Raw genomic sequence first — 21,968 nt, 5'->3', positions numbered from 1 at the left:
ACCGCCCTCGTGGCGGTTTTTTCATGCTTGCACCTGCCAGCTGTCGCCCAGGGCTTCGCAAAGGTAGTCCATGAATACACGCACTTTAGCGGTCATGGCGAAGCGGTCGGCCAGGCACAGGTAGATATCCATCGGTTCGGTCTGGGCATAGGCCTGGGCGCTGTCGCTGTATTCGAACAACGGCACCAGCGCCCCGGTGGCCAGATGCGGCCGGACGATGAACTCGGCCAGGCGGGTGATGCCGCCATCGTGCAGTGCCATCTGGGTCAGGGCATCGATGTCGTCGCTGATCAGGACACTGCCGAATTCTGCCTCGAACCGCAGCCCGTCGCGCATGAAGCCCCAACGCAGGAAGCGCCCATCCACCGGATAGCGGAACACCAGGCAGCGATGATCACGCAAGCCCTCGGGCGTGGCCGGTATACCGGCGCTTTGCAAGTAACCGGGCGAGGCACAGCAAATGAATGGTATACGGGCGATATGCCGGGCCACCAACTGGTCCTCCAGCTGTGGAGCAATGCGCAGGCTCACATCCACATCTTCGCGAGCATGGTTGACCCGGCGATCAGTCGTTACCAACTCTATCGAAAGTAGTGGGTAGCGGGCACTGAATGCGGGTATCAATGGTGCCAGAACGTGGCGACCGAAGGCGGATGTCGAGGCAATGCACAGCCGCCCCTGGGGTTCACTGTCGGGGGTGGTGACGGCCTGTTCGGCCATGGCCAGGTCGCGTTCGATGTGCCTGACGCGTTCGTAGTACTGGGTACCGGCGGGTGTCAGCGCCATACTGCGGGTGGTGCGGCTGAGCAGGCGAACCTGCAAGTGGCCTTCCAGGCGTGCCAGGTTCTGGCTGACCGCAGCCGGGCTCAGGCCCAGGTTGCGGGCACCGGCGGCGATACTGCCGGCTTCGACCACCTTGATGAAGCTGCGAATGGCGTTGAGCAGGTCCATGCTGAGCCTTTGGATTCGTAAGAATCTCTTTATAAAGAACTCAGTACGGCTGGTCTACAGCTGCTGCCCGGAGCGTTGCTAACTTGCGCCTTTACCCACCTTCCAGGAGTTCGCATGAGCAACCTCTCCCAGGCACGCAGTCGACGCAAATTGCACCCGGGGGCCATGCCCTACGTCTTTGCTTTCTACATGTCGTCGATCATGGCGCTGTTGATGTGTTTCGTGATTACGGCAGCGAATGCGGGGGTTAACGCCGAATATCTCGGTAACGTGCTGAAGGCGTACCAGTTGGCGATGCCTGTGGCGTTCGTATGTGTGTTGATGGTCAGGCCGGTGGTAGTGCGGTTGGTGGCGATTACGGTGCATGCAAAGTAACCCGTGGGGCCTCAGCGCTTGCCGGGCATCCATGCCCGTCACCTCCCTCCGCAAGACCTCTGCTCGGCCTCCTGAAGTCGCAATCTGCGGCGCCTGAACTATCGCGCGCTTAGAAGCAAAAGCCGAAGCAAGAGCAAGAGCAAGAGCAAGAGCAAGAGCAGCCAGGTTATGGCTGGGAGGCAATGGCCTTTTCGATGGCTGCCCGGAATGCTGGGTCATCCGGCTTGGTCAGGCTGGAAAAGTTACCAATCACCTTGCCCTTGCGGTCCACCACGTACTTGTAGAAATTCCACTTCGGCGCACTGCTCTGGCTGGCAAGTTCCGCGAACAGCGGTATCGCATCCGTGCCCCGCACCGCCTGTGTCTTGGTCATGGTAAAGGTGACGCCATAGTTGGCATAACAGACCTTGGCAGTCTTCTCGCTATCGGCGTCCTCCTGCTTGAAGTCATTGGACGGCACGCCAAGCATTTCCAGGCCTTGCTCGTGATATTCCTTGTATGTCGCCTCAAGCCCCTCGAACTGCGGCGCAAAACCGCAGTAACTGGCCGTGTTGACCACCACCAGCGGCTTGCCGGCAAAGCGCTCGCACAGGTCCACCTGCCCCTTGCCCCGCAACTCTGGCAGGCTGCTTTGCAACAACGCCGGGCAATCGGCAGCCCAGCTCGATGCGCCGGCAAGCAGGGCCAGCACCGGCACCATCAACCAATGTGCACGCATGACTCGTTTCTCCTGCAAGACAATCCTTGAACTTGCAGGGTAGCGCCTAACAAACACTCATGCCCAGTTGCATCAACGCCATCCCGCCCTTGTGCCAGCCCCACCACACCAGCGCCATCAGCAACAGGGCGGCAAGGGCCAGTAGCCCTTGTGCCACATAGCGGTTCATGCAGCCTGGGCCTGCAGGCGGGCGACCGGGCGTTCGCGCACCGGCCAGTTGAGGGCGGCAGCCAGCAGGCTGAGCAGGATGGAAATCTGCCAGACCAGGTCGTAGCTGCCGGTGCGGTCATACACCACCCCGCCCAACCAGCCGCCAAGGAAGGCGCCCAGCTGGTGGAACAGGAAGACGATACCGCCAAGCATGGACAGGTTGCGCACGCCGAACAAGGTGGCCACCGTGCCGTTGGTCAACGGCACCGTGGACAACCACAGCAGGCCCATGGCGATGCCGAACAGGTAAGCGCTGATCTCAGTCACCGGCGCCCACAGGAACAGCACGATCACTACCGCACGCAGCAGGTACAACCCGGTCAGCAGGCGCGGCTTGGACATGCGCCCGCCCAGCCAGCCGGCGGTGAAGGTGCCGACGATATTGAACAGGCCTACCAGCGCCAGCACCGTTGTGCCGGTAGTCGCAGCCAAGTGCTGGTCGACCAGGTAGGCCGGCAGGTGCACGCCAATGAACACCACCTGGAAACCACAGACGAAAAAGCCCAGCGCCAGCAACCAGAAACCGGAGTGCGAGCACGCCTCGCGCAGGGCCTGGCCCAGGGTTTGTTCGGCACCATGAGTGGGCAGCGGGCGGTCACGCAGCAGGCCGACGAAGGGCACGATCAGCGCCACCATCAGGCCCAACACCAGCAACGCTGCGGACCAGCCCAGCCACTGGATAAGGCCGAGGGTGCCCGGCAACATGGCGAACTGGCCGAAAGAACCGGCAGCACTGGCAATGCCCATGGCCATGCTGCGCTTCTCCGCTGGCACGGCACGCCCGACCACGCCCAGGATGACTGAGAACGAGGTGCCGGACAGGCCCATACCGATCAACAAGCCGGCACTCAGCGACAACGACCAGGCAGAGTCGGCCATGCCCATCAGCACCAACCCGGCAGCGTAGAGAATACCGCCAATGATCACCACCCGCGCCGCGCCCAGGCGGTCGGCCAGGGCGCCAGCGAACGGTTGCGCCAGCCCCCAGATCAGGTTCTGCAAGGCAATGGCGAAGGCGAACACCTCACGCCCCCAGCCGAAGTCCGCGCTCATCGGCGCCAGGAACAGGCCGAAGCCGTGCCGCACACCCAGGGATAGCGCCAGGATCAACGCTGCCCCCACCAATACCCACCCGCTGGTTCGCCACACCGAAGTCATTGTCGTTATCTCCAGCACATCGCAAGGTTTTACGGGTATATACCCGCTTATAGTCGTATCAAATCAAGCCAGTTGGTTCAGCAAACGCACCAGTTCATCCCGCTGCCCTGTCCCCAGCCGCTCCACCAGTTCGGCCTGTGCCTGTTCCCAGGCCGGATGGGCCGCACGCAGCAGCTGGGTACCGGCCTCGGTCAGCAGCACCACGCGGTTGCGCTGGTCGTCACCATCGGCCAAGGCCACCAGCCCTTCAGCCTCCAGCACCCGCAGGTTGCGGCCCAGGGTACTGCGCTCAAGGCCCATGGCTTCCGCCAACGTGGTGATACTGGGGCGATCGAGCCGCTGCAGATGACGCAACAGGGAAAACTGGGCGACATTGACCCCAAAGCCGGCAAGGGCCTCGTCGTAATGTCGGCTCACCCCACGGGCGGCACGACGCAGGTGGGTACAGATACATTCACTGGTCAGCATGGATACGTGTATATACCCGCGTCAGTAATGTTGCAAGAGAAAGCGTTAACGGGGCTGCTACGCAGCCCCAAGTTACCTAACTGACAGGCATAACCCTCAGCCCGGGTTCAAGCGCCTGCGAATCGGCTCGAACTCCGCTGTAGCCTTGCGCGCCAGCGGGTCTGGAGCGCCCTGCTCGATTGCCTGCCAATAGCGCCACGGCACCTTGGCCGAGCCCAATTCGTAGTCCATGCCGTCCCAGTTATCTTCACGAAAGCTGTAGAAGGCCCAGTGCAACCGGTAGTGATCCAGCACGCTGAGCACGTCTTCCAGGTATTGCCGGCAGCCCGGTAACCTGCGCATGCAGCCGAACTCGCCCACCACCAGGCGCGAGCTGGGCACTTTCATGGCGGCGGCCCAGTCCAGCGGCTGGCGCAGGTACTGCGCCACACGTTGCCCATCCCATTGCTGCGCCTGCCCCGCGAACGGTGCCGGCCCGGGATAGGCGATGGGTTGCTTGCGCGTCATGTTCGGTGCACTGGTCACCAGATAGGGCTCGTACATGTGTACGCTGTACAGCACCCGCTGGTCCTCCAGAGGTGCCGGCCAGTAACCGAAAGCGTCGGCGGCGGCGAACCAGCCGGCATCGAGCATGACCGGCGTGTCGGAGTCCTCCTCGCGAATGGCTGCTATCAACTGCCGATACAAGGCAGGCAGATCACGCGCACCGCCCTGCTGCCGTGCATACCACTGCTGCATTTGCCCAGGGTCGGCATGCTCGGCCAGGCCACCTTGCTTCTCCGGGGCGGGCTCGTTGACCAGGTTGTAGGCAGCGATGGCCGGGTGGCCTTTCAGCTCACGGGCCAGATCCCGCCAGAACGCCGCAGCCTGCAACCAGTAGCGTTTGTCTTGCCAGAGGCGGTCGTCGAACTGGCCCTGATTGTTTTGCGACCAACGCATGCCGGGTAGCGAAAGCGGTGCGATGACCACCTTGAGGCCGGCCTTGTGGGCGCGGTCGAGGGTGGCTCTCAGCGTGGCCACGTCGGTGGCAGGCAGGCCTTGGTAGGCATCGGCATCGCCGAGGAGGAAGTCGCGTTCTGCCGGCTGCCACTTGTCGTAGGACAGCCGCACCCAAGTTGCGCCATAACCGCCCAAGGCGTCGAAGTAGGCTTGATCAGGTGGCAGCCGGTTGAAGCTGTTGCCACCGTGGCGGGGGCTGTTCCAGAAAGCCATGAGATCGGCTGCCATGGCTGCGGGCACCATGGCCAACAGAAACGCAGCGAGAATGACATGACGCATGGTGCCGACACTCCTCGACAGTTAGCGGAGGGGCAAGCATACGCCAGTGAAAAGATGTCGGCTCTTGCTGAGTTTTTCAGGAATTTACCGACACGTTAGGCTCAGAAACGCCCTACAGAAACATCCTGCTTGCGCGGTCACTTGCAGGAGCAAGACTCAGAGGCCCAACGCCAACCCCAGCACCACGGCCAGTTCGAGCAGCTCCAGCATTGCACCGGCGGTATCGCCGGTAGCCCCGCCCAGGCGCCGGCACATCAGCTGTCGCAACCAGGCAAACACGGCGAACGCCAGCAGCACGATCCACCCGCCCAGGACCAGGCAGAAAAGCACACAGCCCAGCAGCACCCACCCGGCCGCATGCCGGGGAAGATGCTCGGCCAGCGCCTGCCCCAAACCACCCTGCCGTACATAAGGCGTACTCAGGAACAGCCCAAGCATTGCTGCCCGCCCGATCAAGGGTGCCAGTAGCAACTGTGCGCCAATGCCCCGCTCGACCAGCACCCACAACGCGCAGAACTTCAGCAACAGCACCAGCACCAGGGTGACCACGGCAATCGGCCCACTACGCGGGTCTTTCATGATCAGCAGGGTGCGTTCGCGGTCACCGAAACCGCCAAGCCAGGCGTCGGCACTGTCTGCCAGGCCATCCAGGTGCAAAGCGCCACTGAGCAGCACCCACAATGTCAGCAGCAGGGCCGCGTGCAGCGGCGTCGGTGCACCCTGCAGCAGGTGGCTGGCCAGCCACAGCAACAGGCCGAACAGCAACCCGACCAGTGGGTAGCAGAGCAGCGAGCGGCCTATCTCGCGCGGCGCTGGCATGCCTGGCAGAGTCACCGGCAGGCTGCTGAGAAATTGCAAGGCAATCCACAACGGCAACATTTCAGCGCCCCTCGACCAACTGGCCGTCATTACCCGGCACCAGCCGCATCAGCGCAGCGTGGCCGACTTCGACCTGCAGTAACTGTGCCCTCGGCAAACCACGGGCACGGGCCAGCAGCAGCCGCATCACGCCACCATGGGTGATCAGCAGCACGCGCTTGCCGGCATGCTGCCGACTCAAGCGTTCGACAGCAGCCAGCACGCGCTCGGCGAACGCCTCGACCGGCTCGCCATTTGGCGGGGTAAACGCGTAAGGGTCCGCCCAGAACCGCCCCAGCGCGTCCGCCTGGTCTTCCATGATCTGCGCTGCACTACGGCCCTCCCAGTCGCCAAAATGCAGCTCCTGTAACGCCGCTTCGCGCTGTACGGGCAGGTTCAGCCGCTCGCCCAGTTCCTCGGCAAAACGCGCACAGCGCTGCAACGGCGAACTGACCAGCACCTCCCACGGGCCGGCTTCGGCCACGGCATGGCGCATCTGCGCCCAGCCCTTGTCGGTCAAGGCATCATCAAGGCTGCCACGCAGGCCGCCCTGTTCCGTTTCGCCATGGCGCAGCAGATCGAGGATCATGCCGGGCGATCCGCCACCGCAGCCTCGGCGAAGGTCGCCATCTGCCCGTGCAACGCACAGGCCAGGCGCAACAGCGGCACGGCCAGGGCAGCCCCACTGCCCTCGCCCAGGCGCAGGCCCAGCGCCAGCAACGGTTCGGCCTGCAACGCGTCGAGCAAGGCTTTGTGCCCAGGCTCTGCGCCTTGGTGGGCGAACAGCAGCCAAGCCCGGCACTGCGGGTTGAGACGCACCGCCAGCAGCGCGGCGACACTGCAGATGAAGCCGTCCACCAGTACCGCGATACCTGCCTGCGCGCAACCAATGTAGGCACCGGCCAAGGCCGCGATCTCGAAACCACCGACACAGCCCAGTGCCTGCAATGGTTCGCTGGCACTCAGGCCATGCAGCCTCAGCGCTCGCTCGATGACCTCGGCCTTGTGCCGCACCCCGGCGTGATCCAGGCCGGTACCCGGGCCACTCAACTCAGCCGGCGGGCAGCACAGCAAGACGCTGGCCAGGGCAGCTGCAGCCGTGGTATTGCCAATCCCCATCTCGCCACCGATGAACAGCTGCGCGCCCTGTTCGGCGGCGCGCAGGGCACTATCGCGACCGGCCTGCAGCGCGGCTTGAACCTGGCCCTCGGTCATCGCGGGCTGGCGGGCGAAGTTGGCGGTACCGGCGCCCAGGCGCAGATGGCGCACGCCAGGCAGTTCCAGGTGCGGGTCGATGGTGCCCAGGTCGACCACTTCCAGGCTTGCCTGCAGCTGGCGCGCCAGCACGCTGATCGCCGCGCCACCGCCGACGAAGTTGCGCAGCATCTGCCCGGTCACCGCTTGCGGGTAGGCCGAGATGCCTTCCTCGACCACGCCGTGGTCACCGGCAAAAATGCTGATTGCGGTGCGGTCCAGGGTCGGCCGCTCACAGCCCTGCAGGCCGGCCAGCTGAATGGCCAGGCCTTCCAGCTGGCCCAGCGAACCGGCAGGTTTGGTCAACTGCTGCTGACGGGCGCGGGCCTGGTCCATGGCGGGGTTGTCGAGAGGTTGGCAGGGGGATTGCCACCAGGGTTGGGTCATGGTCATGGGCCTGTTCGTAGTTGGGTAATGGAAGCTTACAGAAACTCCGTAAGCGCGCCGTGCACCCTGTGGGAGCGGGTTCACCCGCGAAAAATGCGACGCGGTGCATGGCACCGGCTACGCCGGTGTTCGCGGGTAAACCCGCTCCCACAGGGGCCCTGCCAGATGCTCACGGCGCGGGTCCTTTGAGCATTAGGGGCAGGCCGGCCACGGTCAGCACCACGCGCTGACAGCGTTCGGCCACAGCCTGGTGCAGCCAGCCGGCCAGGTCGACATAGCGCCGGGTCAGCTCACCCATGGGCACGACGCCCAGGCCGGTTTCGTTACTGACCAGGATCACCGTGCCCGGCAACTGTTCCAGGCAGGCCAGCAGCGCATCACGCTCCTCGGCCAGGCGCTGGTCATCTTCGAGCATCAGCAGGTTGGTCAGCCACAGGGTCAGGCAATCCACCAGCAGGCACCGCCCTTCGGCCGCTTCGGCGCGCAGTACCGCGGCCAGGGCCAGGGGTTCTTCGATCACCCCCCAGTCACCGGGGCGACGCTGGCGATGCAGCAGCACACGTTCGTTCATTTCACCATCCAGCGGCTGGCTGGTGGCGATGTAGGTCACCGGCAGGCCACTGGCGCTGGCCAGTTGTTCGGCCAGGCGGCTCTTGCCAGAGCGGGCGCCGCCGAGGATCAGGTTGAGCATGTCAGGCCACCCCACAGAGTTGGCGCAGGCGCGCGGTGTCCAGGTGCTTTTCCACCAGGTCGGCCAGGCGCTCGATATCGCGTTCGCGCAGGGCCTCGTAATCAATGACCTGCACATTCTCCAGGCCAGCCCAGCGCAGCAACGCCGCGCACGACTGGCTGCCTTCGAACAGGCCGTGCAGGTAGGTGGCAAGTATCTGGCCATCGGCACTGACAGCACCATCGCAACGGCCATCGGCAAGTTGCACGGCAGGCTGCTCCAGGGCAGGCCCCGTGGTGACGCCGGCATGAATTTCGTAACCGGCAATCGGAACTGTGTCGAGGTTCAGCGTGCCAACGACGTTGCGCAGCTGCTTCTCGGCTTCGAGCACCGTGGCGTAATCGAACAGGCCAAGCCCCGGACTGGAGCCAGCCCCCCCTTCAAGACCAAGCGGGTCACGCACTTCGCGGCCCAGCATCTGCAGGCCACCGCAGATACCGATCAGCTTGCCGCCATAACGCAGGTGCCGGTCGATGGCCTTGTCCCAACCGCGCTCACGCAGTTGCGCCAGGTCGCCGCGCACACTCTTGGAACCCGGCAGGATGATCAGGTCGGCAGCCGGGATCGGCTGGCCCGGGCCGATGAACTGCAGGTCCACCTGGGGGTGCAGGCGCAGTGGGTCGAAGTCGGTGTGATTGCTGATACGCGGCAGCACCGGGACGATCACCTTGAGCACGCGCTCGGTCTTCGCCCCCTGGCGCACATCGATGCCGTCTTCGGCTTCCAGATGCAGGTCGGTGACATACGGCAGCACACCCAGCACCGGTTTGCCGGTGCGCTGCTCCAGCCAGTCCAGCCCCGGCTGCAGCAAGGCGATGTCGCCGCGAAAGCGGTTGATGACAAAACCCTTTACCCGCGCTTGCTCACTGGGCGACAGCAGCTCCAGCGTGCCGACCAGATGGGCGAACACGCCACCACGATTGATGTCGGCAACCAGGATCACCGAGCAGTCCACCGCTTCGGCAAAGCCCATGTTGGCGATGTCACCGGCACGCAGGTTGATCTCCGCTGGCGAGCCCGCGCCCTCGACCATGACCACCGGCCAGGCGGCGCTCAGGCGCTGGTGCGACGCCAGCACCGCCTGCATGGCGATGGCCTTGTAGTCGTGGTAGGCCACCGCATTCATGCTGGTGACGGCACGACCATGAATGATCACCTGGGCGCCGGTGTCGCTGTTGGGCTTGAGCAGCACCGGGTTCATGTCGGTGTGCGGTTGCAGCCGGCAGGCCTGGGCCTGAACCGCCTGGGCCCGGCCGATTTCACCGCCGTCGGCGGTCACCGCGCTGTTCAGCGCCATGTTCTGCGGCTTGAACGGCACCACGCCGACGCCCTGGCGCAACAGCCAGCGGCACAGTGCGGTCACCAGCGTGCTCTTGCCGGCGTCGGAGGTGGTGCCCTGCACCATGAGCGTAGTCATGCCGTTTCCTTTTGATAATCCGCCAGGGCATGGGCCAGGCGCAGCTCATCCGCCGCGCATTCTGGCAGCCCAAGGCGTACCGCTGGCGGCTGCTCGAACAACCGCACCAGGATGCCGCGGCGGGCAAGAAAGTCATGCAGGTGCGCGGCATGCTCGCTGCGCACGTACTGAAACAGGTCGCAACCGCCGCTGGGCGCCAGGTCGGCGCTGCGCAACAGCATCGCCAGCCGCTGACTGGCGGCGGCGCAGCGTTCGACCTGCATACGCTGGGCAGCGTGGTCGGCCAGGCTGGCCTGGGCCAGCACCCGGGTCGGGCCATTGACCGTCCACGGGCCGAGCAACTCGGCCAGGCGCTGCAGCAGGCTGCGTTCGGCGGCAACGAACCCGAGACGCACGCCAGCCAGGCCGAAGAACTTGCCGAACGAGCGCAGCACGATCAGCCCTGGGCGCTCGGCACAATCGACCACGCCATCCGCCGGGGTGTTGTCCATGAACGCTTCGTCGACCAACAGCCAGCCACCGCGGGCAGCCAGGCGCGCGTGCCACTCCAGCAGGCGCTCACGCGGCACCCGGCGGCCGGTGGGGTTGTTGGGGTTGACCAGCACCAGTACATCGAGGCTGTCGAGCGTCGCGTCGACCTGCGTTTCGTCCAGCTCCAGCAACTGGTGCCCCGCCCGTTGCCAGGCGTAGGGGTGCTCGGCATAGCACGGCGTCATTACCCCTACCCGACCGGTTGCGCGCAGCAGTGGCAAGGCCTGGATCGCAGCTTGGGAACCAGCCACCGCCAGCAATTGGCGGGCGCCGTAATACGCCCGTGCAGCGTCTTCCAGGCCGTCCTCGGTCTCCGGCAGGCGGGCCCAGGCCTCCATGGGAATCGGTGGAATCGGAAAAGGCCATGGCGCAATGCCGCTGGACAGATCGAGCCACTGCTCGCGGGCGATGCCGTATTGCCGTACCGCCCGCAGCAGGCGGCCTCCGTGTTCAAGCATTGATATAGGCCCCCAGGCAGATCACCAACAGCCACAGCCATACGCCGCGCTGCACCAGGCCCCAGCCGCGCTCGATGGCGTCGGCGTCGGCCACTGGCCCGTCACCCAGGCGTGGCCGCTCATGCAGCTCGCCGTGGTACACCGCTGGCCCACCGAGTTCCACCCCTAACGCACCAGCACCGGCAGCCATCACCGGCCCGGCATTGGGGCTATCCCACAGCGGGCCCTGCTTGCGCCAGCAGGCCAGGGCCAGGCGGGTCTTGCCCAGCAGCGCGTAGGTCAATGCCACCAGCCTGGCGGGAATATAGTTGAGCACATCGTCGACGCGCGCCGCGCACCAGCCGAAGCGTTCGAAGCGCTCGTTGCGGTAGCCCCACATGGCGTCCAGGGTGTTGCTCAGGCGGTACAGCACCACGCCCGGCGCGCCAGCCACCACGAACCAGAACAGCGCGGCGAATACCGCGTCGCTGCCATTCTCCAGCACCGATTCGGTGGCCGCTCGGGCTACCGCGGGTTCGTCCAGTTCGCGGGTTTCGCGGCTGACCAGGTAGCCCACACGGCGCCGCGCTTCCTGTAGGTCACCCTGGCGCAAGGCACTGGCCACCGGCAACACATGTTCGCCCAGGCTGCGCAGCCCGACAGCGCAGTACAGTGCCAGCACATCGACCAGCCAGCCGATATACGGCAGCCAGGAGAGGATCAGTGCCAACAGGGTAAGCGGCACCACGGCGAGGAACCATGCGCTCACCCCGTGGCTGCGCCAGCCGCGCCCACCGGCATTCAAGCGGCGCTCAAGGTTACTGGCCATGTTGCCGAAGGCCACCAGCGGGTGGCGCCGCTGCGGCTCGCCCAGCAAGGCATCCAGGGCCACCCCGGCCACGGTCAGCAAGGCCACGCTCATTGGTGCTCTCCCCATTGGTTCTCAAAGAGCATTTCACTCAAAGGCCGTTCCTCGGCCCAGTTTTCCAGCACCAGCATCGGTGCCGGGTAGAACTCGGTTACCGGCCCCAGGCACAGCACTGCGACCGGCTTGGCCCCGGCCGGCATGCCCAGCAGCGCCGCCAGCGCCTGCGGGTCGAACAGCGACACCCAGCCCATGCCAAGGCCTTCGCCACGGGCGGCCAGCCACAGGTTCTGGATGGCGCAGGCCAGCGAGGCCAGGTCCATTTCGGGCAAAGTGCGGCGGCCGAAGATATGCGGCTCGCGGTTGTCCATCAGGGCGGCCACCAGCAGCTCGGCGCAGTCGTTGATGCCTTCCACCTTCAGTTTCATGAAGGCGTCGGAGCGTTCGCCCAAGGCTTCGGCGGTACGTACCCGCTCTGCTTCCACCAATGCCTGGATGCGCGTGCGCAGGTCGCGCCGGGTGATGCGGATGAAACGCCAGGGCTGCATCAACCCGACGCTCGGTGCCTGGTGCGCGGCAGCCAACAGGCGGCCCAGCAGTTCCGGGGCTACCTCGCCACCGGCGAAGTGGCGCATGTCACGGCGTTCGCCGATGGCCCGGTAGATCGCGGCGCGCTCGACGTCGCTGTAGGCGTGCTCGCTCATGGTCGCAACAGCGCCGCCGCCGCATCTGGGTTGGAGGGGAAGTAGAAGTGCACGTAGGAAGCCGTCAGCCGACCCAGGCGGTACACCGCTTCGTTGCCACGCCCGCCGTTGGGGCTCAGGCCTCGGGCAATCGGCTCCAGTGCGGTACTGGTCAGCGAATGGTGATAGGTGTGCCCGCGCAAGGTGCCTTCCGGTAGTTCCACCGCCTGCAGCGCCAGGGCTGCCAGGCGCTTCTGCATGGTTGCTTCGCCGGGCAGCAGGCCGAGCAGTTCGGCACGCTCGCCGGCTACGTCAGTCAGGGCATCGAGCAGGTACAGCATGCCGCCGCACTCTGCCAGCAACGGTTTGCCCAAGGCGTGATGGGCGCGTATCGCCTCGCTCATCGGCGCATTGGCGGCCAGGGCGTGATGGTGCAGTTCGGGATAACCGCCCGGCAGGTACAGGCTGTCCACTGCTGGCAGCTCGCGGTCATGCAGCGGCGAGAAAAACTCCAGCTGTGCCCCCAGCTTGCGCAGCAGGTCGAGGTTGGCGCCATAGGTGAAGGCAAAGGCCTCGTCCCGCGCCACGCCAATGCGCACACCGGTCAACGAGGCAGCACTGGCTTGCGGTTCGGGTTCGGCAAAGGCCACTGGCGGCGGCAAGGCAGCATCGCAACTGGCACCAAGCGCCTCGGCAGCGGCATCCAGGCGCGCGTCCAGGTCGTTCAGTTCGCTGGCCTGGACCAGCCCCAGGTGGCGGCTGGGCAGCTCGATACCGCGCTCGCGGGACAAGCCCCCATACCAGCGCAGGCCTTCGGTCAGGCTGCCTTCCAGCAGTTGCGCATGGCGCAGGCTGCCAACCCGGTTGGCCAGCACACCGGCAAATGGCAGGTCCGCCTGGTAGCGCGCCAGGCCCAAGGCCAGGGCGCCGAAGGTCTGGGCCATGGCCGTGCCATCGATCACCGCCAGCACCGGCACGCCGAAGTGGCGCGCCAGGTCGGCGCTGGACGGCGTGCCGTCGAACAGCCCCATCACCCCTTCGATCAGGATCAGGTCGGCCTCGCCGGCGGCTTCCCACAGCAGGCGGCGGCTTTCCTCGGCGCCGATCATCCACAGGTCGAGCTGATACACCGGCGCGCCGCTGGCCCGCTCGAGGATCATCGGGTCGAGAAAGTCGGGCCCGCACTTGAACACCCGCACCTTGCGCCCGAGGTTGCGGTGCAGGCGGGCCAGGGCGGCGGTGACGGTGGTCTTGCCCTGGCCAGAGGCCGGTGCCGCGATCAGTACGGCGGGGCAATGGCGCGGCTGGCTCACAGCTCCACGCCCTTCTGTGCACGAATGCCGGCCTGGAACGCGTGCTTGAGCATGCCCATCTCGGTCACGGTGTCGGCCAGCTCGATCATCTCGGGTTTCGCGGCACGGCCAGTGACGATTACATGCTGCATCGGTGGGCGGGCCTGGATGTCGGACAGCACCTGATCAAGGTCGAGGTAGCCGTGCTTGAGGGCGATGTTCAGTTCATCGAGCACCACGAACTGCACGCTCGGGTCTTGCAGCAACTGGCGCGACACGGCCCAGGCCGCTTCGGCGGCGGCGATGTCGCGCTGGCGGTCCTGGGTTTCCCAGGTAAAGCCTTCGCCCATCACGTGGTAGCGCACCTGCTCGGGGAAGCGGCGGAAGAACAGCTCCTCGCCGGTGCTGTTGCGGCCTTTGATGAACTGCACCACACCGCACTGCATGCCATGGCCCAGGGCGCGAGCGAGCATACCGAAGGCCGAGCTGCTCTTGCCCTTGCCATTGCCGGTCAGCACCAGCAGCAGGCCGCATTCGTTGGGGGAATTGGCGATACGTTCGTCGATGATCGCCTTCTTGCGCTGCATGCGCGCCAGGTGGCGTTCGTCGCGTTCGGTGGATTCGCTCATCAGGGTTCTCCGCTGGCTGGCGCCACGGCAACGCGCGGCGACAGGTAAAAGGCGGGCAGACGGAGAACGCGCAGGGGCCGTGGCCGTACGCCACGGTGCACCGCGCATCACCCTCCGTGATGCCGTTGGCAGTATCAGGCCGGTCTCCGGGCTTGTGAGCGGGCCTTGGCCCAAGCCTGCGCGCCTTCCCGGGTGCTGGCACCCAGTGGCCCTGCGCGGCCGCGACTCACCTACCGTTGCGGGGGCAGCGCCGGAATCGCGCCATGCTGGCACCCACCGGCTTCCCAGTTTCACCCTGCCCAGACGGGGCTGGCAGGACACCTGAAACACGCGCGAAGGTTAGAGGGTTGCACCGGGAGCGTCAATCGAAGCGGGCTGCTTTGCAGTCGAACAGGCATCGCCCGGGTAATGGCCAATTCACCTGGTTGTGCCACACTGAATACAGTGATATCACATAGCCATTACTTTCAGCTGAACGCGACAACAACGATAACAGGAGAGCGCAGCATGCGAGGCCAGATCATCAACAACCCGCGTCTGGAGTTCCTCGCCCCGGCGCTGGAGCGCTGGGGCGACTGTATCGACCGCTTCAACCAGTTTGCCGGCGATGCCGAAGCACCTTATTGGCATGGTGCAGCCGCCAATACCGGCCTGCTTGCCGCAGCGGCGTGGCAGGCCGAACTGGCGGCGCTGCAGCAGTTTGCCGGCAAGAAGCAGCGCGACGAAGGCGAGTATGAAGGGCGCTGCGACCTGTCGATAAGCAGTGCCGATGAAGCGCTGTACCTCAGTGTCAGCCAGCGCTGGCCAAAAATCGCCCGGCTGGACATGGCCGACGCCCTGCAGCAGACCGCTGCCCTCGCGCGTCAGGTGGCCTACCCCAGCCAGTTGAAGGCCGGGGCGTTGTTCATCAGCCCGTGGAAGGCTGGCCAGCATGCCAGCCCCGAGGAACTGCAGGACCTGGTCGACGACCTGCAGAAACATACTGCCTGTGCCATCGCCTGGTACTTCCCGTATGCCTATCGCAAGTTGCACAACGAGCTGGGGCAGTATTTTCCGGGGGTGGCGTTGTTGCTCAAGCAGGCTTGAAGCAACTTCGGCTCAGGCCGGGGCCGGAACTCGTTTCGCAAGCGCGATATGGCTTCTGTGGGAGCGGGCGTGCCCGCGAAGAATTCAACGCGGTGGCTGGCACCGGCTACGCCGGTATTCGCGGGCGCGCCCGCTCCCACAGAGCCCCTGCTAAATCTTTCAGTTATATGCGGCCCCCTGCGCGCCCTTCAGGTCCTAACGCATCATGCCGAGTTCGGCATCATCCAGCAGCGCTTTGCCCAAGGCACAAAGGTAGTGCGCGGCCCAGATCAGCTTTGGCTTGTCTTCCATCAGGCCGTCGATGGTCAGATCCCGTGCATAGCCAATCAATTCCGAGGCTTGTTCGCGGGCGTTCTGGCAGGAGATGCCGGGTTCGATGCGGAACAGGGGGTGGGTCTGGTTTTCACCTTGAAAGAATATGGTTTTGCCGACTGTGCATTTCGTGTCTTCGGTGGTCATTTAGGGCTCCTGTCGTAGTGAAGCGACCACCGACCGCGGCTAAACAGTATGGTGGCAGCTGTACGTGGGTTAGCCGACCGGGACGTCAGGCACCCGGCGCACCCGCAGGTGCCCCACGCACAGCCGCCATGAGGCGCCAATGCCGATTGCTCGGTATTGCACGGCTGCGGTGTCTGACGATTTCGGGCGGCTAACCCGGTCATTGAAGGTCAACGACATGCCGAGACTAGAGACCGCATTTGGCACGCGCAACGGAGAATAGGCGTTGGGAGTATCTTTGGGAAACGGCCTACAAGAAAGGTGTTAAATCTGATTCTTGGGCCCGCCCCGCCACCTTGCAACTGGCACATTGAGCCACCACCAGACCTGCACGCTCTTGCTCTTGCTCTTGCTCTTGCTCTTGCTCTTGCTCTTGCTCTTGCTCTTGCTCTTGCTCTTGCTCTTGCTCTTGCTCTTGCTCTTGCTCTTGCTTTTGCTTTTGCTTTTGCTTTTGATCTTGATCTTGATCTTCGCGACTTCAGGAGGCCGAGCAGAGGTCTTGCGGAGGGAGGTGACGGGCATGGATGCCCGTCAAGCGCTGAGGCCCCATGGATGGGGCCTGCAGCGCGTACTCCCGGGAGCAAGACCGGCGCGAGGGAACCCCGGAGCGCAGCGTAGGGGCCGGATGATGGGAGCGCAGCGTTTTTTGGTTACTTTTTGTCGCGTTTGACAAAAAGTGACTCGCCGTAAGGGCGAAAAGGTGAGTATGAGTCGCCATCGTAAATGGACTATGCCCGATATCAAAACCAGTACTTTTCCGCTCTTTGCTCTTTGCTCTTTGCTCTTTGCTCTTTGCTCTTTGCTCTTTGCTTTCAAGCGTGGGCATCAACAACAAGGTCAACATTCATTTGCGAAGGTGGCGCTTAATCACCTTTCCGCCCTTACGGCGGGTCACTTTTTGTCAAACGCGACAAAAAGTAACCAAAAAACGCTGGCTCCTATCATCCGGCCCCTACGCTGCGCTCCGGGGTTCCCTCGCTACGGGCCTGCTCCCGGGAGTACGCGCTGCAGGCCCCATCCATGGGGCCTCAGCGCTTGACGGGCATCCATGCCCGTCACCTCCCTCCGCAGTCCCACCGCTCGGCCTCCTGAAGTCGCAATCTGCGGCGCCTGAACTATCGCGCGCTTAGAAGCAAAAGCAACGGCAACGACAACGACAACGACAACGACAACGACAACGACAGTTGGATGGTTGCCGGGAACCTGGCGAATGCCGCCGACCTCTCAATTCATAGGCCCTGTTAGGAGGACGCCGCCCATGAAACACCTGACGCCTTGGTTATTGGCCGCCAGCCTGACTGCCTGCGGCGAAACCGCCCTGCTGAATGTACTCGACGGCAGTGGCCCAACGCCCCAGTTGCCCGCTCCGGTCAAAACTGCCCTCCCCACCGTGAATATCGCCCCGGCAGTGGGCTGGCCAAAGGACGACAAGCCCGAGGCAGCACCAGGAACTCAGGTGAAAGCGTTTGCCAGCGGACTGGACCACCCTCGCTGGCTTTACCTGTTGCCCAACGGCGACGTGCTGGTGGCCGAAACCAACGCCCCGCCAAAGCCCGAAGATGGCAAGGGCCTGCGCGGCTGGGTCATGAAGAAGGTGATGAAGCGGGCAGGTGCAGGCGTGCCCAGCGCCAACCGCATTACCCTGCTGCGTGACGCCGACCACGACGGCGTGGCAGAAATCCGCACAACCTTCATCGAAGACCTCAACTCACCGTTCGGCATGGCCCTGGTCGGCAAGAACCTCTACATCGCCAACACCGACAAGCTGCTGCGCTTTCACTACGAGCCCGGTGCCATGCAAATTCGCAATGAAGGCCAGTCGGTGGTCGAGTTGCCAGGCGGGCCGCTCAACCACCACTGGACCAAGAACGTGATCGCCAGCCCCAATGGCAAGAAGCTTTTCGTGACGGTCGGTTCCAACAGCAACGTAGGCGAAAACGGCCTGGACAAGGAACAGGGGCGCGCCGCGATCTGGGAAGTTGACCCAGCCAGCGGCCAGCACCGCCTGTTCGCCACCGGCCTGCGCAACCCAAACGGCCTGGCCTGGGAGCCACACAGCGGTGCGTTGTGGACGGCAGTCAACGAGCGTGACGAGATCGGCAGCGATCTGGTGCCGGACTACATCACCTCCGTGAAGGACGGCGGTTTCTATGGCTGGCCCTACAGCTACTATGGCAGGCATGTGGACGAGCGCGTACAACCGCCAGCGCCTGACAAAGTGGCCCAGGCGCTGGTTCCCGACTATGCCGTGGGCCCACACACGGCTTCGCTGGGGCTGGCATTCGCCGAACCGAATGGGCTACCACCGCCGTTCCAACAGGGGGCGTTCGTGGGCCAGCATGGGTCGTGGAACCGCAAGCCGCACAGTGGCTACAAGGTGATTTTCGTGCCGTTCGACCCGTCAGGAAAACCCTCGGGCAAGCCTGTGGACCTGCTTACCGGGTTTCTGGATGAGCATGGCAAGGCCAAGGGCCGCCCGGTCGGGGTAATCAATGATGGGCGTGGCGGCGTGCTGGTAGCCGATGATGTCGGCAATGTGGTCTGGCGGGTGAGCAAGGCGCCGTGAGCCCGCATTGCCAACAGGATTGGGGCCGCTTTGCGGCCCTGCCACTCAGGGATTCTGCGCCAGATGCCCTTGCGGTATGACGCGCTTCGCCTGCAGGTAAGCCTTGGCCCAGTAGCTGTTGGACAGGTAGTCCAGGCGCACCGTGCCGCCGCTTGAAGGCGCATGCACGAAGCGCCCTTCCCCGACATAAATGCCAGCATGGCTGACCTGTGAGCCACCACTGGTGGCGAAGAACACCAGGTCACCGGACTGCAGCGAGTTGGCATCCACGGTCGGTGCGCGCATGACGATCATCTCACGCGTAGAACGCGGCAGGCTTATGCCAGCAGCATCACGGTAAACGTACTTGATCAGGCCACTGCAATCGAAACCAGAGTCCGGCGTGTTACCACCCCAGCGATAAGGCGTGCCCACCAGGCCGATAGCACGCATCAGCACGTCATCGGCAATCGGCGAAGGGCTGGGTTGGCTATAGGTTACCTGCGGCTGTACCACAGGGGCCGGCGCAGGCGCACGGCTGGAGCAGGCAGCCAGCAAGGCTGCCAAGGGGAGAAATGCGAAGCGCGCCATCTTTACCATGGCCAGAACATCCTGTCTGAGTCCGCTGGGCCGCAGCCGAAAAGAGTTGAGAATTTAGATTAGACGTTTTCTATAAATGCGCACGGCGGCGAGCTTTTTCAAAGCATCGCCGCCGTGGCAGGATATATCATTTTGCTATCAGTTGCGCGCGATATTGGTGGTCGGCGCCATGGCCAAGGCACGCTTGGCTTCGATGAAGGTCTTGCTCCAGTAGCGATCACCGAGGCTGTCGATGCGCACGCCACCGCTGCGGCGGCTGCTGGAGTGGATGAACTGGTTGTCACCCAGGTAGATGCCGGCATGGCTGACGCGGCCGCGGCCATTGGTGCTGAAGAACAGCAGGTCACCTGGCTTGAGCTTGTTGCGGGCCACTTTCGGCGCATCGACGTTGATCATTTCACGCGTGGAACGCGGCAGGGTCACGCCCGCTTCTTCGCGGAACAGGTAGCCGATGAAGCCACTGCAGTCGAAGCCGGACTTCTCAGAGGTACCACCGAAGCGGTAGCGGGTGCCGATCAACGACATGCCGCGCTCGAGAATGCTGTCAGCCAGCGCTGGCAGCTGGTAAGGCTTGCTGCTGGAGAAAGACTGCAGGTCATCTTCGGTGGCCAGCTCTTCCGGCTCGCCGAATACCGACGAGGACGAGGCTTTGGCCTTGAACGCCGATTGTGCGGCGATCGGGGAGTGATCCTGGGGCTGCGGCTCTGAATGAGATGCTGGGCCTTGGGCCGCGCAGCCAAAAAGCAGGGTCACGAGTGCGAGTGGCACGAGGGGTGCGAAGCGCTTCAGCATGGGCACGACCGTGTCTGTAATCCTTTAGAAGGGTGAAACTATGCCCTCTATCATGGCCATTTGCAAATTTTATCGAAAAAGATGTGACTTTTTTGTTTTGCCGCTCTGGCCCAACGTTTTCAGGGGCTTACCAACCCAGGGTTTCCTTGAGGAAAGGAATGGTGAGCTTGCGTTGCGCCTGCAGCGAGGCCTGATCGAGACGTTCGAGCAGGTCGAACAACGCACTCATGCTGCGTGCGCCGCGGGTGAGGATGAAGTGGCCGACTTCATCGGTGAGGTGCAAGCCACGGCGCGATGCACGCAGTTGCAGGGCGCGCAGCTTGTCTTCGTCGGACAGGCCACGCATCTGGAACACCAGGGCCAGGGTCAGCCGCGACTTCAGGTCGGGCAGCTTGATCGGCAGTTCGCGCGGCGATGCCGAGGCAGCCAGCAGCAGCCGCCGGCCGCTGTCACGCAGGCGGTTGAACAGGTGGAACATGGCCTCTTCCCAGTCAGCCTTGCCGGCGATCACGTGCAGGTCATCGATGCACACCAGTTCGTACTGGGCCAGGTAGTCGAGCAGCCCTACACCACGATCGAGCAATTGCGCGAGCGGCAGGTAGACAGCGGGTTCGCCGCGTTGCTGGAAGCGGTGGGTGGCAGCCTGTAGCAGGTGGGTACGGCCAACACCTTGCTTGCCCCACAGGTAGATAAGGCTCTCGGTCCAGCCGGCGTCGGCTTCGCATAGCCGCTCGACGTAGCCCAATGCCGCAGCATTGGCGCCCGGATAGTAGTTGATGAAGGTGGCGTCATCGCGCAGGCGCACACCCAGGGGCAACTGGATCGGTGGTTTCATGCTCGCGGGCGGTCGACAGGACCGCAGGGGGCCTTTGGTGAACAATCTGCAAAGTCTATACCCGCAGCGCGGGGCGCACAATCACGGCAGCGGATAGCCCAAGTAAAATCAACGAGTTGCGCGCCAAACGCCTGTGGCATCGGCCCTGTAGGAGCGGCCTTGTGTCGCGATGGGCCGCAAGGCGGCCCCGGAAATCCTGAGCCAGGGCAGATATCCTGGGGCCGCTGCGCGCCCCATCGCGACGCAAGGCCGCTCCTACAAGGGTCAGCGCAGCCAAGAGGCCTCAAGCTCACAACTCCGGGTCAATATCCCCGGCATACATGTCCGATTCCTTGTACAGATCATGCACATGTCGCAGCAGCACCATGATCACCGCCGCCACCGGCAGCGCCAGCAACACCCCGGTAAAGCCGAACAGCTCACCGCCGGCCAGGATCGCGAAAATCACCGCCACCGGGTGCAGGCCGATACGATCGCCGACCAGCAGCGGGGTCAGCACCATGCCTTCCAGCGCCTGGCCGACCATGAATACCGCGACGATGCCCAGCATCGGGTACAGGTCGCCACCAAACTGGAACAGGCCAGCCACCAAGGCCGCGCCGATGCCGATGATGAAGCCCATGTACGGCACGATGGCCGCCAGCCCGGCGAGCATGCCGATCAACAGGCCCAGTTCCAGCCCCACCAGCATCAGACCCGCCGAGTAGATGATGCCCAGCGCCACCATCACCAGCAGCTGCCCACGCACGAACGCGCCCAGCACTTCGTGGCACTCTCCTGCCAGGCCGAGCACCTGCGCCTCACGCTGACGTGGCAACAGGTTGCGCAGCTTGCCCATCATCAGGTCCCAATCTCGCAGCAGGTAGAAGCCCACCACCGGGATCAGCACCATGTTGGCCAGCCAGGCCATCAGCGCCAGGCCCGAGGCGGTGGCATGGGACAGCAGCACGCCGACGATATCGGTGGTCTGGCCCATGTGCGTGCTGATGGCGGCCTTGATCTTGTCGAACTTCCAGAAGCCGTCAGCCAGGCCCAGGCGGCTCTGCACCCAGGGCAGCGCCACGTGCTCGAGCCAGTCGAGCATCTGCGGCGCCAGCTCGTACAGGCGCACCAGCTGCTTGGCCAGCATCGGTATCAACACCAGCAGCAAGGCCAGCAGCACCAGGGTGAACAGGCCGAACACCACGACTACGCCCCAGGTGCGCGACAGCCCCAGGCGCTCCAGGCGGTCGACCAGCGGGTCGGCCAGGTAGGCCAGCAGGATGCCGACCAGGAATGGGGTAAGAATGTTGTGCAGGCTGTAAAGCAGCACGGCGACCAGCAGGGCAACGCCCAGCCAGATCCAACGACGCATGTCGGTCACGGTGTGCT

Annotated in this window: 25 protein-coding genes and 1 riboswitch; of the genes, 3 read left to right on the top strand and 22 right to left on the bottom strand. The window is 64.2% G+C overall.

Annotated elements, in window-relative coordinates:
• Nucleotides 1–21 precede the first annotated feature (21 nt).
• Nucleotides 22–951, bottom strand: coding sequence for a LysR family transcriptional regulator (locus R9B85_RS18785; protein WP_112249366.1), 930 nt, complete (start codon nucleotides 949–951; stop codon nucleotides 22–24).
• 114 nt (nucleotides 952–1,065) lie between these two features.
• Here R9B85_RS18785 and R9B85_RS18780 point away from each other — a divergent pair, with 114 nt between their 5' ends.
• On the top strand, nucleotides 1,066–1,326 hold the full coding sequence (locus R9B85_RS18780; protein ID WP_207877106.1) for a DUF2798 domain-containing protein: 261 nt from the start codon (nucleotides 1,066–1,068) through the stop codon (nucleotides 1,324–1,326).
• Nucleotides 1,327–1,492: 166 nt separating this feature from the next.
• On the opposite strand, the gene R9B85_RS18775 is transcribed toward R9B85_RS18780, so the two are convergent.
• The 15 genes from R9B85_RS18775 to cobO form a co-directional block, all read right to left on the bottom strand.
• On the bottom strand, nucleotides 1,493–2,044 hold the full coding sequence (locus R9B85_RS18775) for a glutathione peroxidase (RefSeq protein WP_112252650.1): 552 nt from the start codon (nucleotides 2,042–2,044) through the stop codon (nucleotides 1,493–1,495).
• A 46-nt stretch (nucleotides 2,045–2,090) separates the two neighbouring features.
• Entirely contained in the window at nucleotides 2,091–2,213 is a 123-nt protein-coding gene (locus R9B85_RS18770) for a hypothetical protein (RefSeq protein ID WP_256474626.1), read from the bottom strand.
• Nucleotides 2,210–3,412: an MFS transporter gene (locus tag R9B85_RS18765; protein ID WP_112252651.1), complete on the bottom strand. Its 1,203-nt coding sequence runs from the start codon at nucleotides 3,410–3,412 to the stop codon at nucleotides 2,210–2,212. Before R9B85_RS18765 ends, R9B85_RS18770 begins: the two co-directional genes overlap by 4 nt.
• A gap of 63 nt (nucleotides 3,413–3,475) precedes the next feature.
• A complete protein-coding gene (locus R9B85_RS18760; RefSeq protein WP_112252652.1) occupies nucleotides 3,476–3,880 on the bottom strand; it encodes a MarR family winged helix-turn-helix transcriptional regulator in 405 nt (134 codons plus the stop codon).
• Nucleotides 3,881–3,976: 96 nt separating this feature from the next.
• Entirely contained in the window at nucleotides 3,977–5,092 is a 1,116-nt protein-coding gene (locus R9B85_RS18755) for a glycoside hydrolase family 5 protein (protein WP_423771072.1), read from the bottom strand.
• 222 nt (nucleotides 5,093–5,314) lie between these two features.
• Nucleotides 5,315–6,037 carry an adenosylcobinamide-GDP ribazoletransferase gene (locus tag R9B85_RS18750; protein WP_252378638.1) on the bottom strand — a complete coding sequence of 241 codons (723 nt, stop codon included), beginning with the start codon at nucleotides 6,035–6,037 and terminating at the stop codon, nucleotides 5,315–5,317.
• A 1-nt stretch (nucleotide 6,038) separates the two neighbouring features.
• On the bottom strand, nucleotides 6,039–6,605 hold the full coding sequence (cobC, locus tag R9B85_RS18745; RefSeq protein ID WP_215520375.1) for an alpha-ribazole phosphatase family protein: 567 nt from the start codon (nucleotides 6,603–6,605) through the stop codon (nucleotides 6,039–6,041).
• Nucleotides 6,602–7,657 carry a nicotinate-nucleotide--dimethylbenzimidazole phosphoribosyltransferase gene (gene cobT, locus R9B85_RS18740; RefSeq protein WP_375149731.1) on the bottom strand — a complete coding sequence of 352 codons (1,056 nt, stop codon included), beginning with the start codon at nucleotides 7,655–7,657 and terminating at the stop codon, nucleotides 6,602–6,604. The genes cobC and cobT overlap by 4 nt, the downstream gene beginning before the upstream one ends.
• A gap of 169 nt (nucleotides 7,658–7,826) precedes the next feature.
• A complete protein-coding gene (cobU, locus tag R9B85_RS18735; protein ID WP_112252656.1) occupies nucleotides 7,827–8,348 on the bottom strand; it encodes a bifunctional adenosylcobinamide kinase/adenosylcobinamide-phosphate guanylyltransferase in 522 nt (173 codons plus the stop codon).
• Between the two features lies 1 nt (nucleotide 8,349).
• Nucleotides 8,350–9,804 (bottom strand): cobyric acid synthase, encoded by a 1,455-nt coding sequence (locus R9B85_RS18730; protein ID WP_423770435.1) that lies wholly within the window; start codon nucleotides 9,802–9,804, stop codon nucleotides 8,350–8,352.
• Nucleotides 9,801–10,793: a threonine-phosphate decarboxylase CobD gene (cobD, locus tag R9B85_RS18725; RefSeq protein ID WP_423770434.1), complete on the bottom strand. Its 993-nt coding sequence runs from the start codon at nucleotides 10,791–10,793 to the stop codon at nucleotides 9,801–9,803. Before cobD ends, R9B85_RS18730 begins: the two co-directional genes overlap by 4 nt.
• Nucleotides 10,786–11,694 carry an adenosylcobinamide-phosphate synthase CbiB gene (gene cbiB, locus R9B85_RS18720; RefSeq protein ID WP_112252659.1) on the bottom strand — a complete coding sequence of 303 codons (909 nt, stop codon included), beginning with the start codon at nucleotides 11,692–11,694 and terminating at the stop codon, nucleotides 10,786–10,788. The genes cobD and cbiB overlap by 8 nt, the downstream gene beginning before the upstream one ends.
• Entirely contained in the window at nucleotides 11,691–12,341 is a 651-nt protein-coding gene (bluB, locus tag R9B85_RS18715; protein WP_112252660.1) for a 5,6-dimethylbenzimidazole synthase, read from the bottom strand. Before bluB ends, cbiB begins: the two co-directional genes overlap by 4 nt.
• On the bottom strand, nucleotides 12,338–13,633 hold the full coding sequence (locus tag R9B85_RS18710; protein ID WP_112252661.1) for a cobyrinate a,c-diamide synthase: 1,296 nt from the start codon (nucleotides 13,631–13,633) through the stop codon (nucleotides 12,338–12,340). The genes bluB and R9B85_RS18710 overlap by 4 nt, the downstream gene beginning before the upstream one ends.
• Nucleotides 13,630–14,241: a cob(I)yrinic acid a,c-diamide adenosyltransferase gene (gene cobO / locus R9B85_RS18705; RefSeq protein WP_013971375.1), complete on the bottom strand. Its 612-nt coding sequence runs from the start codon at nucleotides 14,239–14,241 to the stop codon at nucleotides 13,630–13,632. The genes R9B85_RS18710 and cobO overlap by 4 nt, the downstream gene beginning before the upstream one ends.
• 120 nt (nucleotides 14,242–14,361) lie before the next feature.
• Nucleotides 14,362–14,581, bottom strand: a riboswitch (cobalamin riboswitch).
• A 167-nt stretch (nucleotides 14,582–14,748) separates the two neighbouring features.
• Between cobO and R9B85_RS18700 the strand changes: the two genes are divergently transcribed.
• Entirely contained in the window at nucleotides 14,749–15,327 is a 579-nt protein-coding gene (locus tag R9B85_RS18700; RefSeq protein ID WP_112252662.1) for a hypothetical protein, read from the top strand.
• Nucleotides 15,328–15,522: 195 nt separating this feature from the next.
• On the opposite strand, the gene R9B85_RS18695 is transcribed toward R9B85_RS18700, so the two are convergent.
• Entirely contained in the window at nucleotides 15,523–15,786 is a 264-nt protein-coding gene (locus R9B85_RS18695; RefSeq protein ID WP_112252663.1) for a DUF3077 domain-containing protein, read from the bottom strand.
• A gap of 303 nt (nucleotides 15,787–16,089) precedes the next feature.
• On the bottom strand, nucleotides 16,090–16,347 hold the full coding sequence (locus R9B85_RS18690; RefSeq protein ID WP_423770433.1) for a hypothetical protein: 258 nt from the start codon (nucleotides 16,345–16,347) through the stop codon (nucleotides 16,090–16,092).
• Between the two features lie 736 nt (nucleotides 16,348–17,083).
• Here R9B85_RS18690 and R9B85_RS18685 point away from each other — a divergent pair.
• Nucleotides 17,084–18,391: a PQQ-dependent sugar dehydrogenase gene (locus R9B85_RS18685; RefSeq protein WP_112251133.1), complete on the top strand. Its 1,308-nt coding sequence runs from the start codon at nucleotides 17,084–17,086 to the stop codon at nucleotides 18,389–18,391.
• 45 nt (nucleotides 18,392–18,436) lie between these two features.
• Here the strand turns inward: R9B85_RS18685 and R9B85_RS18680 are convergent, their stop codons facing one another.
• The 4 genes from R9B85_RS18680 to R9B85_RS18665 form a co-directional block, all read right to left on the bottom strand.
• On the bottom strand, nucleotides 18,437–18,970 hold the full coding sequence (locus R9B85_RS18680; RefSeq protein WP_112251131.1) for a C40 family peptidase: 534 nt from the start codon (nucleotides 18,968–18,970) through the stop codon (nucleotides 18,437–18,439).
• Nucleotides 18,971–19,108: 138 nt separating this feature from the next.
• On the bottom strand, nucleotides 19,109–19,762 hold the full coding sequence (locus tag R9B85_RS18675) for a C40 family peptidase (RefSeq protein ID WP_133970574.1): 654 nt from the start codon (nucleotides 19,760–19,762) through the stop codon (nucleotides 19,109–19,111).
• 127 nt (nucleotides 19,763–19,889) lie between these two features.
• Complete coding sequence (gene hda / locus R9B85_RS18670; RefSeq protein ID WP_013971369.1) at nucleotides 19,890–20,597, bottom strand: DnaA regulatory inactivator Hda; 708 nt, start codon at nucleotides 20,595–20,597, stop codon at nucleotides 19,890–19,892.
• 289 nt (nucleotides 20,598–20,886) lie between these two features.
• Nucleotides 20,887–21,960: an AI-2E family transporter gene (locus R9B85_RS18665; RefSeq protein ID WP_423770432.1), complete on the bottom strand. Its 1,074-nt coding sequence runs from the start codon at nucleotides 21,958–21,960 to the stop codon at nucleotides 20,887–20,889.
• Between the last annotated feature and the right edge of the window lie 8 nt (nucleotides 21,961–21,968).

Source organism: Pseudomonas sp. NLJ1 (assembly GCF_049486705.1).
Taxonomy (GTDB): Bacteria; Pseudomonadota; Gammaproteobacteria; order Pseudomonadales; family Pseudomonadaceae; genus Aquipseudomonas; species Aquipseudomonas inefficax.
The sequence above is the reverse complement of the archived record's forward strand: the minus strand, read 5'-3'. Positions and strand labels throughout refer to the sequence as shown.

Coding starts and splice junctions, on each gene's coding strand:
- R9B85_RS18780 (WP_207877106.1), top strand. CDS start 1,066: ATGAGCAACCTCTCCCAGGCACGCAGTCGACGCAAATTGCACCCGGGG.
- R9B85_RS18690 (WP_423770433.1), bottom strand. CDS start 16,347: ATGCCCGTCACCTCCCTCCGCAAGACCTCTGCTCGGCCTCCTGAAGTC.
- R9B85_RS18700 (WP_112252662.1), top strand. CDS start 14,749: ATGCGAGGCCAGATCATCAACAACCCGCGTCTGGAGTTCCTCGCCCCG.
- R9B85_RS18750 (WP_252378638.1), bottom strand. CDS start 6,037: ATGTTGCCGTTGTGGATTGCCTTGCAATTTCTCAGCAGCCTGCCGGTG.
- cobO (WP_013971375.1), bottom strand. CDS start 14,241: ATGAGCGAATCCACCGAACGCGACGAACGCCACCTGGCGCGCATGCAG.
- R9B85_RS18680 (WP_112251131.1), bottom strand. CDS start 18,970: ATGGTAAAGATGGCGCGCTTCGCATTTCTCCCCTTGGCAGCCTTGCTG.
- R9B85_RS18675 (WP_133970574.1), bottom strand. CDS start 19,762: ATGCTGAAGCGCTTCGCACCCCTCGTGCCACTCGCACTCGTGACCCTG.
- R9B85_RS18695 (WP_112252663.1), bottom strand. CDS start 15,786: ATGACCACCGAAGACACGAAATGCACAGTCGGCAAAACCATATTCTTT.
- bluB (WP_112252660.1), bottom strand. CDS start 12,341: ATGAGCGAGCACGCCTACAGCGACGTCGAGCGCGCCGCGATCTACCGG.
- R9B85_RS18730 (WP_423770435.1), bottom strand. CDS start 9,804: ATGACTACGCTCATGGTGCAGGGCACCACCTCCGACGCCGGCAAGAGC.
- hda (WP_013971369.1), bottom strand. CDS start 20,597: ATGAAACCACCGATCCAGTTGCCCCTGGGTGTGCGCCTGCGCGATGAC.
- R9B85_RS18765 (WP_112252651.1), bottom strand. CDS start 3,412: ATGACTTCGGTGTGGCGAACCAGCGGGTGGGTATTGGTGGGGGCAGCG.
- R9B85_RS18685 (WP_112251133.1), top strand. CDS start 17,084: ATGAAACACCTGACGCCTTGGTTATTGGCCGCCAGCCTGACTGCCTGC.
- R9B85_RS18785 (WP_112249366.1), bottom strand. CDS start 951: ATGGACCTGCTCAACGCCATTCGCAGCTTCATCAAGGTGGTCGAAGCC.
- cobD (WP_423770434.1), bottom strand. CDS start 10,793: ATGCTTGAACACGGAGGCCGCCTGCTGCGGGCGGTACGGCAATACGGC.
- cobC (WP_215520375.1), bottom strand. CDS start 6,605: ATGATCCTCGATCTGCTGCGCCATGGCGAAACGGAACAGGGCGGCCTG.
- R9B85_RS18775 (WP_112252650.1), bottom strand. CDS start 2,044: ATGCGTGCACATTGGTTGATGGTGCCGGTGCTGGCCCTGCTTGCCGGC.
- cobU (WP_112252656.1), bottom strand. CDS start 8,348: ATGCTCAACCTGATCCTCGGCGGCGCCCGCTCTGGCAAGAGCCGCCTG.
- R9B85_RS18760 (WP_112252652.1), bottom strand. CDS start 3,880: ATGCTGACCAGTGAATGTATCTGTACCCACCTGCGTCGTGCCGCCCGT.
- cbiB (WP_112252659.1), bottom strand. CDS start 11,694: ATGAGCGTGGCCTTGCTGACCGTGGCCGGGGTGGCCCTGGATGCCTTG.
- cobT (WP_375149731.1), bottom strand. CDS start 7,657: ATGACCCAACCCTGGTGGCAATCCCCCTGCCAACCTCTCGACAACCCC.
- R9B85_RS18755 (WP_423771072.1), bottom strand. CDS start 5,092: ATGGCTTTCTGGAACAGCCCCCGCCACGGTGGCAACAGCTTCAACCGG.
- R9B85_RS18770 (WP_256474626.1), bottom strand. CDS start 2,213: ATGAACCGCTATGTGGCACAAGGGCTACTGGCCCTTGCCGCCCTGTTG.